16 protein-coding genes are annotated in these 15,591 nt (G+C 35.0%); 10 read left to right on the forward strand and 6 right to left on the reverse strand.

Annotated elements, in window-relative coordinates; translation table 11 throughout:
- Window positions 1-16: 16 nt before the first annotated feature.
- On the reverse strand, window positions 17-634 hold the full coding sequence (locus tag QYS47_RS09635) for a hypothetical protein (protein ID WP_322345794.1): 618 nt from the start codon (window positions 632-634) through the stop codon (window positions 17-19).
- Between the two features lie 513 nt (window positions 635-1,147).
- Here QYS47_RS09635 and QYS47_RS09640 point away from each other — a divergent pair.
- From QYS47_RS09640 to QYS47_RS09660, 5 genes are all read left to right on the forward strand, one after another.
- Window positions 1,148-1,282 (forward strand): hypothetical protein, encoded by a 135-nt coding sequence (locus tag QYS47_RS09640; protein ID WP_322345796.1) that lies wholly within the window; start codon window positions 1,148-1,150, stop codon window positions 1,280-1,282.
- 346 nt (window positions 1,283-1,628) lie between these two features.
- Window positions 1,629-2,768, forward strand: a complete 1,140-nt coding sequence (locus tag QYS47_RS09645; protein ID WP_322345797.1) for a glycosyltransferase — start codon at window positions 1,629-1,631, stop codon at window positions 2,766-2,768.
- Window positions 2,769-2,837: 69 nt separating this feature from the next.
- Window positions 2,838-3,785, forward strand: coding sequence for a GNAT family N-acetyltransferase (locus tag QYS47_RS09650; protein WP_322345798.1), 948 nt, complete (start codon window positions 2,838-2,840; stop codon window positions 3,783-3,785).
- A gap of 417 nt (window positions 3,786-4,202) precedes the next feature.
- Window positions 4,203-5,249, forward strand: a complete 1,047-nt coding sequence (locus QYS47_RS09655) for a polysaccharide deacetylase family protein (protein WP_322345799.1) — start codon at window positions 4,203-4,205, stop codon at window positions 5,247-5,249.
- Window positions 5,250-5,509: 260 nt separating this feature from the next.
- A complete protein-coding gene (locus QYS47_RS09660) occupies window positions 5,510-6,640 on the forward strand; it encodes a glycosyltransferase family 4 protein (protein WP_322345800.1) in 1,131 nt (376 codons plus the stop codon).
- An 87-nt stretch (window positions 6,641-6,727) separates the two neighbouring features.
- Here the strand turns inward: QYS47_RS09660 and QYS47_RS09665 are convergent, their stop codons facing one another.
- The 5 genes from QYS47_RS09665 to QYS47_RS09685 are packed head-to-tail and all read right to left on the reverse strand — an operon-like array spanning window position 6,728 to window position 10,877.
- A complete protein-coding gene (locus tag QYS47_RS09665; protein WP_322345801.1) occupies window positions 6,728-7,603 on the reverse strand; it encodes a 5-oxoprolinase subunit C family protein in 876 nt (291 codons plus the stop codon).
- Complete coding sequence (gene pxpB / locus QYS47_RS09670; RefSeq protein WP_322345802.1) at window positions 7,593-8,267, reverse strand: 5-oxoprolinase subunit PxpB; 675 nt, start codon at window positions 8,265-8,267, stop codon at window positions 7,593-7,595. Before pxpB ends, QYS47_RS09665 begins: the two co-directional genes overlap by 11 nt.
- Window positions 8,264-9,016, reverse strand: a complete 753-nt coding sequence (locus QYS47_RS09675) for a LamB/YcsF family protein (protein WP_322345803.1) — start codon at window positions 9,014-9,016, stop codon at window positions 8,264-8,266. Before QYS47_RS09675 ends, pxpB begins: the two co-directional genes overlap by 4 nt.
- A gap of 8 nt (window positions 9,017-9,024) precedes the next feature.
- Window positions 9,025-10,236 carry an Nramp family divalent metal transporter gene (locus tag QYS47_RS09680; RefSeq protein WP_322345804.1) on the reverse strand — a complete coding sequence of 404 codons (1,212 nt, stop codon included), beginning with the start codon at window positions 10,234-10,236 and terminating at the stop codon, window positions 9,025-9,027.
- Window positions 10,237-10,295: 59 nt separating this feature from the next.
- A complete protein-coding gene (locus QYS47_RS09685) occupies window positions 10,296-10,877 on the reverse strand; it encodes a peroxiredoxin-like family protein (protein WP_322345805.1) in 582 nt (193 codons plus the stop codon).
- A 294-nt stretch (window positions 10,878-11,171) separates the two neighbouring features.
- Between QYS47_RS09685 and mnmA the strand changes: the two genes are divergently transcribed.
- The 5 genes from mnmA (at window position 11,172) to holA (ending at window position 15,536) form a co-directional block, all read left to right on the forward strand.
- The gene (gene mnmA / locus QYS47_RS09690) at window positions 11,172-12,308 is read left to right on the forward strand and encodes a tRNA 2-thiouridine(34) synthase MnmA (RefSeq protein ID WP_322345806.1); all 1,137 of its coding nucleotides are present in this window, start codon (window positions 11,172-11,174) and stop codon (window positions 12,306-12,308) included.
- Complete coding sequence (locus QYS47_RS09695; protein WP_322345807.1) at window positions 12,283-12,957, forward strand: hypothetical protein; 675 nt, start codon at window positions 12,283-12,285, stop codon at window positions 12,955-12,957. The genes mnmA and QYS47_RS09695 overlap by 26 nt, the downstream gene beginning before the upstream one ends.
- Before the next feature lie 64 nt (window positions 12,958-13,021).
- Complete coding sequence (locus tag QYS47_RS09700) at window positions 13,022-13,837, forward strand: CvfB family protein (protein ID WP_322345808.1); 816 nt, start codon at window positions 13,022-13,024, stop codon at window positions 13,835-13,837.
- A 7-nt stretch (window positions 13,838-13,844) separates the two neighbouring features.
- The gene (locus tag QYS47_RS09705) at window positions 13,845-14,333 is read left to right on the forward strand and encodes a YkgJ family cysteine cluster protein (protein WP_322345809.1); all 489 of its coding nucleotides are present in this window, start codon (window positions 13,845-13,847) and stop codon (window positions 14,331-14,333) included.
- Between the two features lie 180 nt (window positions 14,334-14,513).
- Window positions 14,514-15,536 carry a DNA polymerase III subunit delta gene (holA, locus tag QYS47_RS09710; protein WP_322345810.1) on the forward strand — a complete coding sequence of 341 codons (1,023 nt, stop codon included), beginning with the start codon at window positions 14,514-14,516 and terminating at the stop codon, window positions 15,534-15,536.
- Window positions 15,537-15,591: the final 55 nt, after the last annotated feature.

The following is a 15,591-nucleotide window of genomic DNA, read 5'->3' on the forward strand; positions in this document are numbered from 1 at the left end:
CTTTGTGTCTTTGTGGTTAGTCCACGGCTTTAGCCGGCTCAGCAGCAGCCTTTCTCTTAGCCGCCTTAACCCTCCTTTTAAACGCTTCTTTCTTTTTATCATCATACATCTGAATGATCACGAAAAGGAATAATATCATCACCTGACTTTTCTGCCTGATCGCAATCCCTAAATTACCAGATATCTGCGCCAAAGCTATAGACACTGTTATAAAACTAAAGAAAGCAGTTTTCACAGCAAAATCCCCCTTAATAATATAAGCTATGCCACCTTTAAAAATAAAAGTCAAAGTAATGGCTAATAAAAATACATTTTCAAAAGAAACAATAATTCCTAGCATCCCTGGAGCATCAAAGAACAGTGGCCTAAATAGAAAGGTAAAAACTTGAACGGGGATGCTCATATTGCTAATATCGATTCCTGAAGTTGCATAGGATAATTTTGCAGCTCTATTATCCATATTTAACCCTTCTTCAAATAAGGTATCAGTTTCTAGGCCTACCAGATTTAAAACATCTTGATAAATGAAACCTAAAGCTATTGATGCCACAGTAATCATTATAATCTTTAGTCCCCAGCCCAGACCTTTACTACTAAATGTAAAGCCTATTAGTGATGATGCTAAAATAACCATAAGTATATGGGGTCGTATATGATATGTGATTAATACTCCAAGCAATAAAGCAATATATCTTTTGGGAATATTATTTAATCCATAAAACAATAAACCTATTCCTAAGAATATAAATGAGCCCTTTCCAAATGAACCTGACCAAAAATGTAAGTTTGGCAATAGAAAAAAGAGATGCAAAAGATCAAACCTGAAAAAAGTATTTTTAAAAATTAGCCGCTCTCTGAAAAAATTATAAAAAAAGATGAAACCTAAAAAGCCTAGAAAGGCAAATAAAGCCATCATAGCTTCATAGGTGAAGGATAAATAATGTACAAACGGAAAACCATACCACTCTATAAAGGTAGTAGATACTCCATAAAAATCCGACCATTCAGGTCCTCTATGAAAGTTAAGTATTTTTAGATAATATTGTTTAGAGTCTGATGGGTTGAAAAGGGCGTATGTGTAATATACAGATGATAAAAACAGATGATACCAAAAAAGCTGCTTGAGAAACTTATTGTCTTTAGCGCTGTGGTTTGGGAGGCCAAATTTATTGCGGCTCTTACGAACTGGCATCAGTCGGTCTATCACCTGCATGGAAATGAAGTAGGAGAGGATAATGATGAAGATGCCGTAGATCATTTTGTAAAAATACTTTCTAATTAAATAGTCAGCAAAGCTTTGCATAATTAATTCAAGACTATGCTTTTCTTACAACGGAAAGAGACTGTATTTTTAACTAATAATTACGAATTAGTAATTAATTAATAAATCACATAATTATAACATCCATCCTTAATTCTCTTCCGATTCTCAGAACAGGTAGATTGGTAAACTTTTGTTTTCTTATGCATCTTTTGTGGTTAAAAAAATTATAGCTTTGCTTTCGAATTAGAAAATAACCTGCACACTTGCCAACATGACAACCAGCAAACCTAAAACAAAAGTCCTTCACATCATTAAATCCCTTGGCCGTGGTGGAGCAGAAATGCTATTGCCGGAAACGCTAAAATTGCATGACCAAAGCCAATTTGAATTTCATTATATCTACTTTCTTCCCTGGAAAGATCAGATGGTTGAGGCTTTAGAAAGTGCTGGAGGTGCAGTTACTTGTTTACCCTCCAAAAATAATATACAGTTGATGCGGCAGATCGATAAAGTCGACCACTATATCAAAAAGCATGAAATTAATTTGGTGCATGCTCATTTGCCATGGGCTGGCTTTTTAGCACGCTTTTTGCATAAAAGCAATCCAGTACCTTTGATTTATACCGAACATAATAAGCAGGAACGCTATCATAAAGTGACCTTCTGGCTGAATAAATTTACTTTCAACTGGCAATCGAAAGCGATAGCGGTAAGCGCTGATGTGCATACTTCTATTCAGCAAAATATAAAGCCCAAGGTGCCAGTACAAACGGTTCTAAATGGCGTCAATACCGATTTCTATCAACGACAGACTTTGGATGAGACGGCTGAGGCAGTAGAAGCGCTAGCGGATGAATCTAGCGAGATCACTTTTCGTGCAAATGAGACGGAAGCAGCCGAATTACCTTTTAATAATGGGAAAGAGGTATTGCAAGAGCTCATCAGACAAAAGAGAGATAATCATGAGCTTCAGGTAGTGGGCACCATTGCTGTTTTCCGTTTTCAAAAACGTCTGGTGGAATGGATGAAGGTATTTCATACGGCTGCCAAAGAAAATCCGAATTTAAGAGGAGTGATAGTGGGGAACGGTCCCTTTGCAGCGCAATTATTGCAATTACGCACTGAGTTAGGCTTAGAAAAGCAGTTATTTTTACCTGGCCTACAGACCAATACCAAAGATTGGTTTTCCATGATGGACATCTTTATGATGAGCTCTGAATTTGAAGGCTTACCCATAGCACTACTGGAGGCCATGAGCATGGAATGTGCGATTTTGTCTACTGATGCGGGTGGAGTAAAAGAGGTGATTCAGGAGGGTAAATGTGGTTTGTTGGTAGCTGTAGAGGAGTGGGAAAGCTTAGCTGAGAAATTGGAGCATTTAAGAGATAAGGAATTGCGAGCCAAATTAGCAAAAGGAGCTAGAAAGAGAGTGGAAGAGGCTTTTAGTTTGAAACGGATGGTGAGGGAACTTGAAGTACTTTACACCGATACTATCACTAAATAAATGATGTGTTTTCATTATTTTTAGACTTAATTAAATTATTAATTAATAATTACGAATTAGTAATTAAAGATGAACATAAGACCTGCAAGTACTTCAGACATACCCAATATCATCAAGCTTCTAAAAGCCAGCTTGGGCGAATCACTTATGCCTAAGTCGGAAGCTTATTGGCAATGGAAGCATATTAATAATCCGTTTGGAGCATCACCAGTTTGGGTAGCAGAGGAAGCGGGAGAACTGATTGGAGTGCGGGCTTTTATGCAATGGAATTGGGAAAAGGAGGCTAAGATATACAGAGCTATAAGAGCGGTTGATACTGCTACCGATCCTAACCATCAGGGGAAAGGAATTTTCAAGAAGTTGACCTTAGGTTTATTAGAACAATGTGAAGCTGAAGGAATCCATTTAGTATATAATACTCCCAATAATCAATCTAAGCCTGGCTATTTAAAAATGGGCTGGGAGGAAGTCGGAAAATTACCAATTCAAATTAGTATAAAGAAACCGATTCGTATTGCCATTGCTAAACTAAAAGGCGATCAAAAAACGGAATTTTTAGAATTGCCGAATCCTCAAGATTACAATTTGGAAAAAGCTCTAATTGATTTTAATTTCAAATTTGAACCATCATCAGAATGGAACTCTAAATACTCATTAGACTACTTAAAATGGCGCTATCAGCAGATTCCTATTATTCCATATTATGCTCATTTCAATACAAAAGCCTGTGTGATTTTTCGTTTAAAAGCTGGAGGTTTAGGAGTAGAGCTAAGAGTTTGTGATGTATTTGGTGACAAGCATTCTGTGGAACAATTACTGGATGAAATCTACTATCAAAACGATTTTGATTATATGAGCATTAGTGGCTTTGAGTCTGTGAAGCTTCCTGGGATTTTGAAGCAAAACAAAAACCTAGGGCCTGATGTGACAATAAGAACGCTAGCGGAAAAGGATCTGGATGAGTTCCGAAATTTTAAAAATTGGTATCCTACTTTGGGTGACTTGGAGGTCTTTTGACAGCCGAAGGCTGCAGGGTAACCACAAAGACACAGCCTGTCCCGCATTTATCGGGAAAGGCACAAAGAAAAATAATTAGTAATTAATGATTGGTTATTTAATAATTAAGCTCGAATCTCATGCCATCTCCATACTTCATGTTAAATTTATTTATATGGAATCTAATAATTAATTTCACAAATATTTATTATTTAGTATTGAATATCAGAGAGATACAAGTTTTACTCGTGTAATAGCTTAATAGCTCTGTTTAAATATAGTTTTCTTTGTGAAAACCTTAGTGTCTTTGTGCCTTTGTGGTTCAGGTTTCAGCTTTAGCTGATAAACTTTTGTTTTCTTTTGACTCTTTTGTGGTTGAAAGAATCAGCTTTAGCTGATAAATATTTATGTAAATTTGTAGTTATAAAAACTTAGAATTTGAATTCAATTTTCACCATATCACTTGATTTTGAGCTCCACTGGGGTGGCTTTGAAAAATGGCCTTTGAATGAAGCCAAAAAGCAATACTTTCTCAACACCCGAAAGCTAATTCCGCAGTTGTTGGATTTATTTGAGCAGCATGAAGTGCATGTGAGCTGGGCTACTGTAGGTTTGTTGATGCATGAAAGTAAGGATCAATTAAAACAGAATTTTCCTGAACTTAAACCAAGTTATGATCAGAAGCATTTATCAGCTTATCATTTTCTTGAATCTGTTGGTATTGGTGAGAACGAACAAGAAGATCCTTACCATTATGCAGATTCACTAATTAAAGATATTATCAGTCGAAGAGGACAGGAATTGGCTTCGCATAGCTTTGCCCACTATTATTGTAATGAGAAAGGTCAAACTTTAGCGCAATTTGATGCAGACTGTAAAGCGATTACAAAGGCTTCTGAAAAATACGAGCAAAAGTTAAGATCCCTAGTTTTTCCACGTAATCAGTTTAATACAGCATATTTAAAAGTCTGCTATGAAAATGGGATAGATATTATACGCTCTAATCCAGTGGATTGGTGGTGGGATATTTCCGATGGAGCATTAAATGAAAGCAAATGGAAGCGTTTAAACCGTGGCTTAGATGCTTATTTTAATATTGGTGGTAAAACTTCTTACAGCATAGATGCCATTCAGCAAAAAGAAGGCGTGTATTTATTACCGGCTAGTCGATTATTAAGACCTTATAATCCTAAGGAGCTATTCTTAAATAAGAAAAAGATCAATCGTATAAAGAAAGAAATGACGATTGCAGCTCAAAAGGCTGAATTTTATCACTTATGGTGGCATCCTCATAATTTCGGCAATCATTCAGAAGAGAATCTGGATGGATTGAGAGAGATATTGACTCATTTCAGCTTTTTGCAGAAGGAGTACGGTATGAAGAGTTTGAATATGGGGGAGATAGCGGAGAAGTTGGAAGATGGAAGTATATTACAGCCCAAGGCTGATTTGAACCACAAAGGCACAAAGACACAAAGGAATTAGACCAAAATTTGATAAATGTATAGTAATTATAGATTTTGTTAGTCAATATTGATTTTCACTGGAAATCATATAACAAGATCTATTCATTTCAAACCCTTAGTGTCTTTCCCGATAAATGCGGGACAGGCTGTGTCTTTGTGGTTAGTTGCAGCCTTTGGCTGAAAATAATGCTTAGCATTATAAATAGAAATCAAAATTTGGCATCTTAGCAGTTTAAAACTTAATAACCTAAATACCTCAAAACTTCTACACTTACATACATGAAAAAAATCCTACGCATTACCACAGTGCCTATCTCCTTAAATATTCTTCTGACAGGACAACTAAAATATATGCGGGAGCAAGGTTATGAGGTAATTACAGCTAGTGCTGATGGTCCGGAGGTTCAAGAAGTATGCGATAGAGAAGGTGTAAAACATTATAAAATTAATTTTACTAGAATTTTAAGTCCGCTCCAGGATCTTAGAGCGCTTATACAACTTATACGATTAATTCGAGATGAGAAGCCAGATATTGTGCATACCCATACACCAAAGGCAGGCTTGCTAGGGATGTTAGCAGCTAGAATTTGTAGTGTTAAATGTAGAATGCATACGGTAGCTGGGATGCCTTTAATGGAAGCCTCAGGTCTAACTCGCAGGATCCTTAGGGTGACAGAAAAAGTCACTTATTTCTGTGCTCAAAAAGTTTATCCTAATTCATATAGACTGAAAGAATATATGGAAACTGCATTTCCTTCCTATCAATCTAAATTTAAAATTATAGGTGAGGGGAGTTCAAATGGAATCAATACAGATTATTTTTCGACCCATGAAGTATCGGAGGGCCTGATTAAAAAGGTTCAAAATGATTATAAGATTCCGTTGAATTCTACGGTTTTTGTTTTTGTGGGACGATTGGTTGAGGATAAAGGAATTCATGACTTAGTTAAAGCCTTTAAAAATATAGAAGCTAATTCTTATCTTATTTTAGTTGGAGCCTTTGAGGATGAGCGCGAGGCTGTGAATCCAGAAATCAAAAGTGAGATAGAAAATAACTGTAGAATTATACATGTAGGATTTCAAAAAGATATCAGGCCTTTCCTTGCTGCCTCAGATATTTTTGTTTTCCCTTCTTATCGCGAGGGATTTCCTAACGTTGTATTGCAAGCTGCATCTATGGGACTTCCTTCTATAGTTTCAGATATCAATGGAAGCAATGAGATCATCACTCATGGTGAAAATGGATTAATTGTTCCTGTAAAAAGTGCTAATGAGCTTGAATCTGCAATGGTGGAGCTACTTACTGATTTATCTAAAAGAAAAGCGTTAGCTGCTAAAGCCAGGCATTCCATTATGAATAAATACGATCAACAGAAAGTTTGGAAAGCAATTTTGAATGAATATCAGTAGTGTTAATAGGAGCAGTTACCTTAGTTGAGATCACTTACAATGACGGATGTTATACAACGTCAAACTTCTAACTGCAAACTATTCAACCTATACCAAGCTAAACCAGATTTCATCTCCTGGTTTTAGTTGCGCTACCGAATCTAAATCATCCTCTTCGATATTGGCAATTCTGGGATAACCACCAGTGGTTTGGGCATCGTTAAGTAAAATTATGGCCTGACCACTTTGTGTTAATTGAATAGTTCCAGGGATTATTCCAGAAGATATTAATTCATCTCTTTCTTCAGCCTTAGCAAGTTTACTTTCTAAACGATACCCCATTCTGTTTGAATCAGAAGAAATGATATGTCCTTGACTAAAGAATTCAGCAATGGTCATTCTTGATATATTTTCAAAATCTGGGCCTGGCTTAACTCTTACTCTTATTTTGGTCGATAGAACGGGTGGTGTTTTGTTTTTATCCCAGCTTTCTGTTTTGTTTAAATAATGAGAATCAATTGATATTTTAGATCCCTTCTTTATAAAACTGTCTGCTGTTGCCTCGGGCGATTGCAATAATGGGCTGGCACTGTTTTTCCACTTTTGTACGTTCCATTTTCCTGCTACAGCTAAGTAGGCTCTACTCCCTGCTTTCAGCTTTCCGAAGCTAATAATGGATCCGCTAGTTAAATAATGTGCTTTATTATTATCAATTAGTACTCCATCTGAATAGACTTCAAAATTTGCTCCGGTTATGGCAATTAAAGCATCAGAATCAAAAAGTATTTCAGGTCCAGTTAATGTAATTTCAAATACAGGTTCATTTTTATCATTACTTACTAAAAAGTTAGCCATTTTAGCAGATTTTTGATCCAATGCACCCCCAATTGGAATGCCCAGATATTGGTAGCCTAATCTTCCTTTATCTTGAATAGTGGTTTGTAAACCAGGTTTGAGAAATGTGAGTGTAAGCTTAGGATCCATGCTGTACTAATTCTTTATATTCTTCTTGACCAATCGATTTGAACTTAACTTTATCCCCCATATTTAATAGTATGCCTTCCTCTTTTGAAGCATCAAATATTTCGATAGGAGTTCTTCCAATAATTTGCCAGCCTCCTGGTGCATTAATGGGATAAATTCCAGTTTGACTACCAGCAATTGCAACACTTCCCTTATCCACTCTTTTTCGTGGCGTATCCTTCCTTTTGCATTTAAGCTTTTCAGGAAGCTTTCCCAAATAGGGGAAGCCAGGAAGAAATCCCATCATAAAGACATAATATTCTTGGCTAGTATGTAATTTGACTAATTCATTTATACTTAAGCCTAATTCATTTGATAAGCTTTCTAAATCTACTCCAAAGCTCAAATCATAACAAACCGGGATTTCAATCAGATTAGATTTCTCATTGAGATTAAGTTGATCAATTTCAATCTCTTCAATTTTACTTTTTAAATCATGATAAGAGGTTTTTGACTTATCATATCTTACGGTTAAAGAACAATATGCTGGGATTTGATATAAAATATAATCTAGCTTATTGATTGCTTTAAAATAAGCATTGACTAGCTTATTAATCTCTAAGTCAATTTTTTGCTCAAAATTTATAAGAAGAGCGCTATCACCATATTCTATAATATCCATCATATTGAAAAAGCTTTAATCTCAATATTTGAGTTCGAGATTATGGTTTTTAGTATTTCCTCAGCAAGTGGATTGTCTCCATGTATGCATAAGCTATCAATTTCTAGTGGAATGTTTCTGCCTGAAGAAGTTTTAACTACATGCTCTTCAGTTATTAATTTAAGCTGCATTAAGCTTTCATCTACTGACTCCAAAACAGATCCTTTTTCTTTTCTACTCATCAATTTACCATTCTTGAGATACCTTCTGTCTAAAAAGCCTTCTCTTATAAATTTAAATCCAGCTTTTTGTGCTTGCTCTTGAAATGGACTTCCTGCTAATCCCATAATAGCTAGTCTTGGGTCAATTTCTTTCACTGCCTGTAAAAAGACTTCTGCTTCTTTCGAATTATGTGCTATTTCATTATATAAAGCCCCATGTGCCTTTACGTAATTCATTTTAGCTCCCTTACTTTCAGCCATGCCTTTAAGTGCAGCTATTTGATACTTTATTTGTGATTTGAGTTCCTCAGCAGGAATATCAATTTTTCTTCTACCAAAACCTGCTAAATCAGGATAGGAGGGGTGAGCACCAATTTGCACCTTATGTTTTATAGCACTTTCAATAGTCTTTTCCATATGATATGGATCTCCACCATGAAAACCACAGGCTATATTACAAGAGCTTATGTAGGGAAAAACGGCATCATCATTACCTTTTTTGAATTGGCCGTAGCTTTCTCCTAGATCACAATTTATATCAATAGAATTCATTTGAATGTTTAAATAATTCCGAAAGCACTTAATATGCTTCTTGCTCCTAATAAAATAGTTGTTATGATTACCACAACGCCTATTACGTTAATGAGTTTAGAATTTACATGATTTCCCATTAATTCCTTATCATTTACGATCCACAATAAATAAATAGCTAATATTGGTAGCAATAATCCATTGGTGACCTGAGCAAATAATATTAAGGCGGTAGTTTCAAATCCCCAAGAGGCTACTATAATTCCAGAGAGAAGAACTAATGCCCAAGTAAGCTTAAATTTAATATTCTGTAATCCGCCTTTCCAATCCAGAATTTCTGATGTAGCATAGGCTGCAGCTAAGGGTGCAGTTATACTCGATGAAAAGCCAGCGGCTAAGAAACCAAATGCAATAAAACTTATAGACCAATCACCTAAAATGGGCTGTAGTTGTGTCCCCAAAGAATTAATGCCTTTAAATTCATTTTGATTCCCTTCAAAAGCAATGGCCGCGGTAATCATAATGGCCATGGTAATAATCCCTCCTAAAGTTACAGATATAACAGTATCCAATCGCGACATATTCAGACTGTCAGTATCTTTAAACTTAGTTTTACTAGCTGAAGCATGTAAAAATAAGTTATAGGGCACTACGGTTGTTCCCACTAATCCTACCACCATTAAAGTAGCATTTTCTGGGATAAGGGGTACAAATAACCCTTTAATAATTGCTGAGATTGAAGGTTCTAATAAAATGGCTGCACAAATGAAAACTATTCCCATAATGCTTACCAATACCACCAAGAATCTTTCAATGTATTTATATTTACCTATAAGCAACAAGATGAATGCTGTTATACCTATCAGTAACAATAAAGAGTTTATCCCTAAAAACTCTGGTACTTTACCGAAGCCCATTATTGCGCCTGCTAAGTTCCCGGATTCATAAGCTGCGTTCCCCACCACTATGGCACTAATGACTAATGCGAAACTGAGGTATCGAAAAACTTTATTGACTGACTTTTTTCTAATAGCCTCACCCAAACCCATTTTGGCTTGTGTACCTAAGCGAGCCGTCATTTCTTGTAAGATTATCGTAGCAAAAATGGAAAATAACATGGCCCATAGGAGTGTATAGCCATAACCAGCACCTGCTAAACTAGCAGTAGTTACTGTGCCAGGACCTATAAAGGCTGCAGCTACAATCATTCCTGGCCCTAGTTGTTTTAACTTTTTAAACATGCTGAAAATATAAGTAAAATATTCTCAGCACGCTTAAATTTAGAATGAAGAATCGAGATTTATGCGGTTTCTAATTCTTGATCAAAAATACTACTGTCAGCAGCAAATTTTCTAATTAAATCTATTTCCAATCTATCGGTTAATCCTTTTGAATAATGTAATTTTTTTAATCTTAAGCTTTCATCTACCAAAAACTCAGCTGGAATGGTATTTAGCGACTCACCCTCTGTTGGCATATTCATAGGTACACCTGCTATTTTGGCTTTGATTGCAGTTTGCACAAAGCTTTTTATATGACTTTTGGCTGAGGCAGATTTAGATTCTTCTAATCCATATTTGGCATAAATTTCCTTTTCAGGATCAGATATTAAAGGAATTGGAGATACTTCCTTGTGAAATGTACTTCTTAATAAAACACTTTCTTTTGATTCAAAAAAGAAAATCATTTCTAAGCCTTTTGCTTTCAATTCTTCATGAACCTTCGTTAATGCGTGAACTCTTAGATTACAGAATGGACAACCGGCATGTCTAAAGAACGCGATGAGTAGTTTTTTACCTTTATATTCTTCTAAGTTAATTTGTCGATCATATATATCTTTTTCATTAAAAAGAGGCGCTAATGCTGTTTTTGTTAATCTCATATATTATTTATTTTCACTATTTACGATCATTCTATAATCGTCAGATTTAAAAATTAAATTTTGTTTTTTAAATTCTTAGGCTGACAACAAAGAAATCGTCAATCTGTTATCAGAGACTTAAAATTATATTGATTTAGGTTAAAAGAATGAATTATACTATTAAAGTCTTTTAAAAAGTTAAGAGCTTTAATGAATTCTTGCTTAACTTTGCAACTAATGTCAGCAAAAGATGTTGACAATTGAAAATAAATGTATCACCAAAGCAGGGCTGTGAACCCTGTGAAACCGTGAATTATGAGTAAAAAAGGAAGAGTATTAGTAGCCATGAGCGGAGGAATTGACAGCTCATTGGCAGCCGTGTTACTACACGAGCAAGGTTATGAAGTTATTGGAATGACCATGAAAACCTGGGATTATGCATCCTCAGGAAGTTCAAAAAAAGAGACTGGATGTTGTAGTCTAGATTCTATCAATGATGCCCGAAATTTAGCAGTAAATTTGGGTTTTCCTCATTACATCTTAGATATCCGAGAAGAATTTGGAGATTATGTAATCGATCACTTTACGGATGAATACCTAGCTGGAAGAACTCCAAACCCTTGTGTATTATGTAATACGCACATTAAATGGGATTCCTTATTAAGAAGAGCGGATAAATTAGGATGTGATTATATAGCAACCGGACATTATGCTAAAGTGAGAGAAGAAAATGGTCGATATGTTATTTCAAGAGGTAAAGACTTGAATAAGGATCAGTCTTATGCACTCTGGGGTGTATCTCAAGAAAGTTTAAGCAGAACGATTTTACCTTTAGGTGATTTAACAAAGCCTGAAATTCGTAAAATGGCAGAAGATAGAGGGTTCTATGAATTAGTGAATAAATCAGAATCTTACGAAATCTGCTTTGTACCGGATAATGATTATAGAGGCTTTTTGAAAAGAAGAGTAGATGGCCTGGAAGAAGAGGTGAAAGGTGGGGAATTCGTATTAGAGGATGGAACCGTAGTAGGTACGCATGAAGGATACCCTTTCTACACAGTGGGTCAAAGAAAAGGTTTAGGTATAGCGCTTGGCTATCCCGTTTATGTTACAGAAATACAAAAGGATAAGAACAGAGTGGTTCTAGGTACTTTTGATGAATTGTCTCGTGATGGTATGTATGTTAAAAATCTTGTGATGAGCAAATATGCATCATTAGATGATAGGGTAGATACGGTCACTAAAGTTAGATATAATGATGGTGGGACTCCCGCTGTAATAGAGCAAGTAGGAGATACTATGAAAGTGTTCTTTGGCAAAGGTGTTCCGGCTATTGCGCCTGGTCAGGCTGCAGTATTCTATGAAGGAGATGATGTGATTGGTGGTGGTTGGATTCATTCTTCTTTCAATCAACAAAAAATAAAAAATGAGGCTTTATCTAATTCTATTTAGTCTCTTTTTAATTCTTGCATCATGTGAGAATTCTACTGTAGCTCCAAATAAAGAAATATTGGGGCTACAGTTCTTTCCTCTAAATGTCAATGAATCTGAATTATACTCAGTAGAAGAAATCAATTACAATAATGATGGCTCTATTGATACATTACGCTATCAAATTCAAGATGAATGGGTTGATTCTATTTCTTTGCAGAATCGTATTAAATTAGAGGGGTATCGCTATAAATTAGATCAGGCTGGTAATAAGGAGATTTTATCTTCAATAGTAAAAGAAAGATCGGACAAATTAGCAAGTTTTAAAATTGGTAATTCTGAAGAAGTAAAGCTTAGTTTTCCTGTTTCGGAAGGGAAATCATGGAATGGACTTCCTCAGGAATTTGAAGAAGATGAATTTGAAATCTTTAAAGCATTTCAACCTTATGAATTAGGAGATCAAACCTTTGAAAGTACTGTTCAAGTCATTCAAGAAGATAATCAAGATTCTGTATCTAATTATGATCAAAGAATTGAAGTATACGCTGCTTCACTAGGCCTTATTTACAAAGTATCCTCTCAATTAGAATTTTGTAGAGAAACAGACTGTTTGGGCTTACAACAAATTGAAATTGGTAGGACAATCCGAATGGAGAGAGTTATAAACTAAGCATCCTCAAGCTAAATTTCATTTCTATATTCATTATTCCATAAAAGCAGCTTAACTTGCAGGCATGTTAGTGTTAGGAAAATGGAATAATTTAAAAATTGTCCGTGAGGCCCCTCAAGGACTATATTTAAGCGATGGCGAGGAAGATGTATTACTACCCAATAAATACGTTCCTCAAAATAAGAATATAGATGATGAAATAGAGGTTTTTATATATAAAGATTCTGCTCAAAGACCTATAGCCACCACCTTAAAACCTTTAGCTGAATTAAATCAAGCTAGTCTTTTTGAAGTAAGACAAGTAACTAAAGTTGGTGCTTTTGTAGATTGGGGATTGGAAAAAGAATTATTGATTCCATTTTCAGAGCAGACCGATGAATTAGAGGTAGGGGACTTAATAGTAGCTTATGTAACACTCGATCCTAAAACAGAGCGAATTGTAGCTTCTATGCATATTGAATCCTTTTTAGAGGAAGGATCTGGTGATTTAGAAGAGGGTCAGGAAGTAGACCTTTTAATATACAGAATTACGGATTTAGGCTATGAAGTCGTAATAAATCAACAGTATAAAGGATTGATATATGAAAATACAGTCTTTGATCCTTTAGATATAGGGATGTCTGGAAAAGGTAAGATCAAATCTATCAGGATAGATGGAAAAATTGATGTTCAATGGAAAGTGGAGAAGGAGGAGAAGCAAAAAGAGATTCTAGAATTATTGAGGGATCATAATGGTTTTATGCCTTATCATGATAAATCTAAACCAGAAGAGATTTATGATATGTTTGGCTTGAGTAAGAAAGAATTTAAAAGACAGATCGGACATCTTTACAAAGAGAAGAAAATTACAATCAAATCTGATGGGATTTATTTAGTATAAATTCGGAATGAGTAAAATACTATACGATAACTGGAAAGAAAACAGCAAAGAATACAAGTCCAATAATAAGGATTTTTATAAAGCATTAAGAAAAAGGAAAAAGCTTGATGATGAGTTCCATGAATTAGATGCTCAAGTATTTGATGAAATGGATTGTTTAGATTGTGCTAATTGCTGTAAAACTACCAGTCCCATTTTCCAGCAGTCTGATATTGAAAGAGTTGCCAAAGCTCTAAAAATGAAGGTCCCGGAATTTATTGACCAGTATTTACATATTGATGAGGACCATGATTACGTCTTAAACTCTTCACCTTGTCCATTTTTAGGATATGATAACAAATGTATTGTGTACAAGAATAGGCCAACAGCATGTAGGGAGTATCCTCATACTAATCGTAAGCGCATGCACCAGATCCTAAATAAGACCTTCAAAAATGCTGAAATATGTCCGGCCGTTTATCATATCCTTGAAAGGATGAAGGAAAGAGTACGTTAACAAGTTTGAATGGTTTACTTGTTGGCATGTTTTAACAGTATCTTATTTATAGCCACTAATTCTAATATAAGTATGTCATTTGTTTTATTTGATTAATTCAATACTAACGTCCAACTTCCATCTTCCAACTATTACCAAATAAATTTCAATACAAAATTGCAATAGATTATATTCGCACGTATGGCAAAATCAGCAGAGCAAATACTGGCCGATCTTAAAAACGGAAATTACGCACCGGTTTATTTCTTACAGGGTGAAGAGCCTTATTTTATTGATTTAATCAGTAATTATATCGAGAAGAATGCTTTAGATGAAAGTGAGAAAGGGTTCAACCAACAAATATTATACGGAAAAGATGTAAAGTTAAATCAAGTTGTTTCTGCTGCCAGATCATTTCCTATGATGGGCCAAAGGCAAGTCATTATTGTCAAGGAAGCTCAGAATTTGGGTGAATTCACTGAAAGCAATTTCGATTTTAGTTTACTTGAAAATTACCTTCAAAGTCCTCAAGCTTCAACGGTTTTAGTATTCTGTTATAAGCATAAAAAGCTCGATAAGAGAAAGAAGATATATAAAAGCTTGCAGCAGCACACTATTCTATTAGAATCTAATAAAATATATGAGAATAAAGTGCCGGATTGGATTCTTCAGTATGTGAAATCAAAAGGACATGGTATTAATAGGCAGGCTCTGATGTTATTAACTGAATATATTGGCAATAACCTAGAGCGCCTATCTAATGAAATTGATAAAGTACTTGTAAACTTTAACGAACCTTCAGAAATAACAGAAGCTTTAATTCAGGAGTATGTTGGTATCAATAAAGATTACAATATATTTGAATTACAATCAGCCATTATTAAGGGGAATGCTTTGAAGGCAAATCGAATTCTTAATTATTTTGCCTCAGACCCCAAAAATCATCCTGCAGTAGTGAATATTGGTTTTCTTCATTCATTTTTCACAAAACTCCTGCTAGTACATCATTCTGGAGATAAAAGTGAAAGAGGTGTAGCGAGTGCAGCTGGAGTAAATCCTTTTTTTGCGAAAGATTATATAGTAGCTGTAAATCGCTACAATCTTGGTAAAACAATTCAGAATCTAAACCATATTTTCCAAGCTGATTTAATGTTTAAGGGAGTAACAGCAAATATCAACGAATCACAGTTGATGAAAGAATTGGTATATAAATTGATGCATTAAGTATATCAATTAAAATAAAAAGCTGATTTAGTAGTTAACTAATCAACAGCTAATA

It is taken from the genome of Marivirga arenosa, from assembly GCF_030503875.2.
Lineage (GTDB): Bacteria > Bacteroidota > Bacteroidia > Cytophagales > Cyclobacteriaceae > Marivirga > Marivirga arenosa.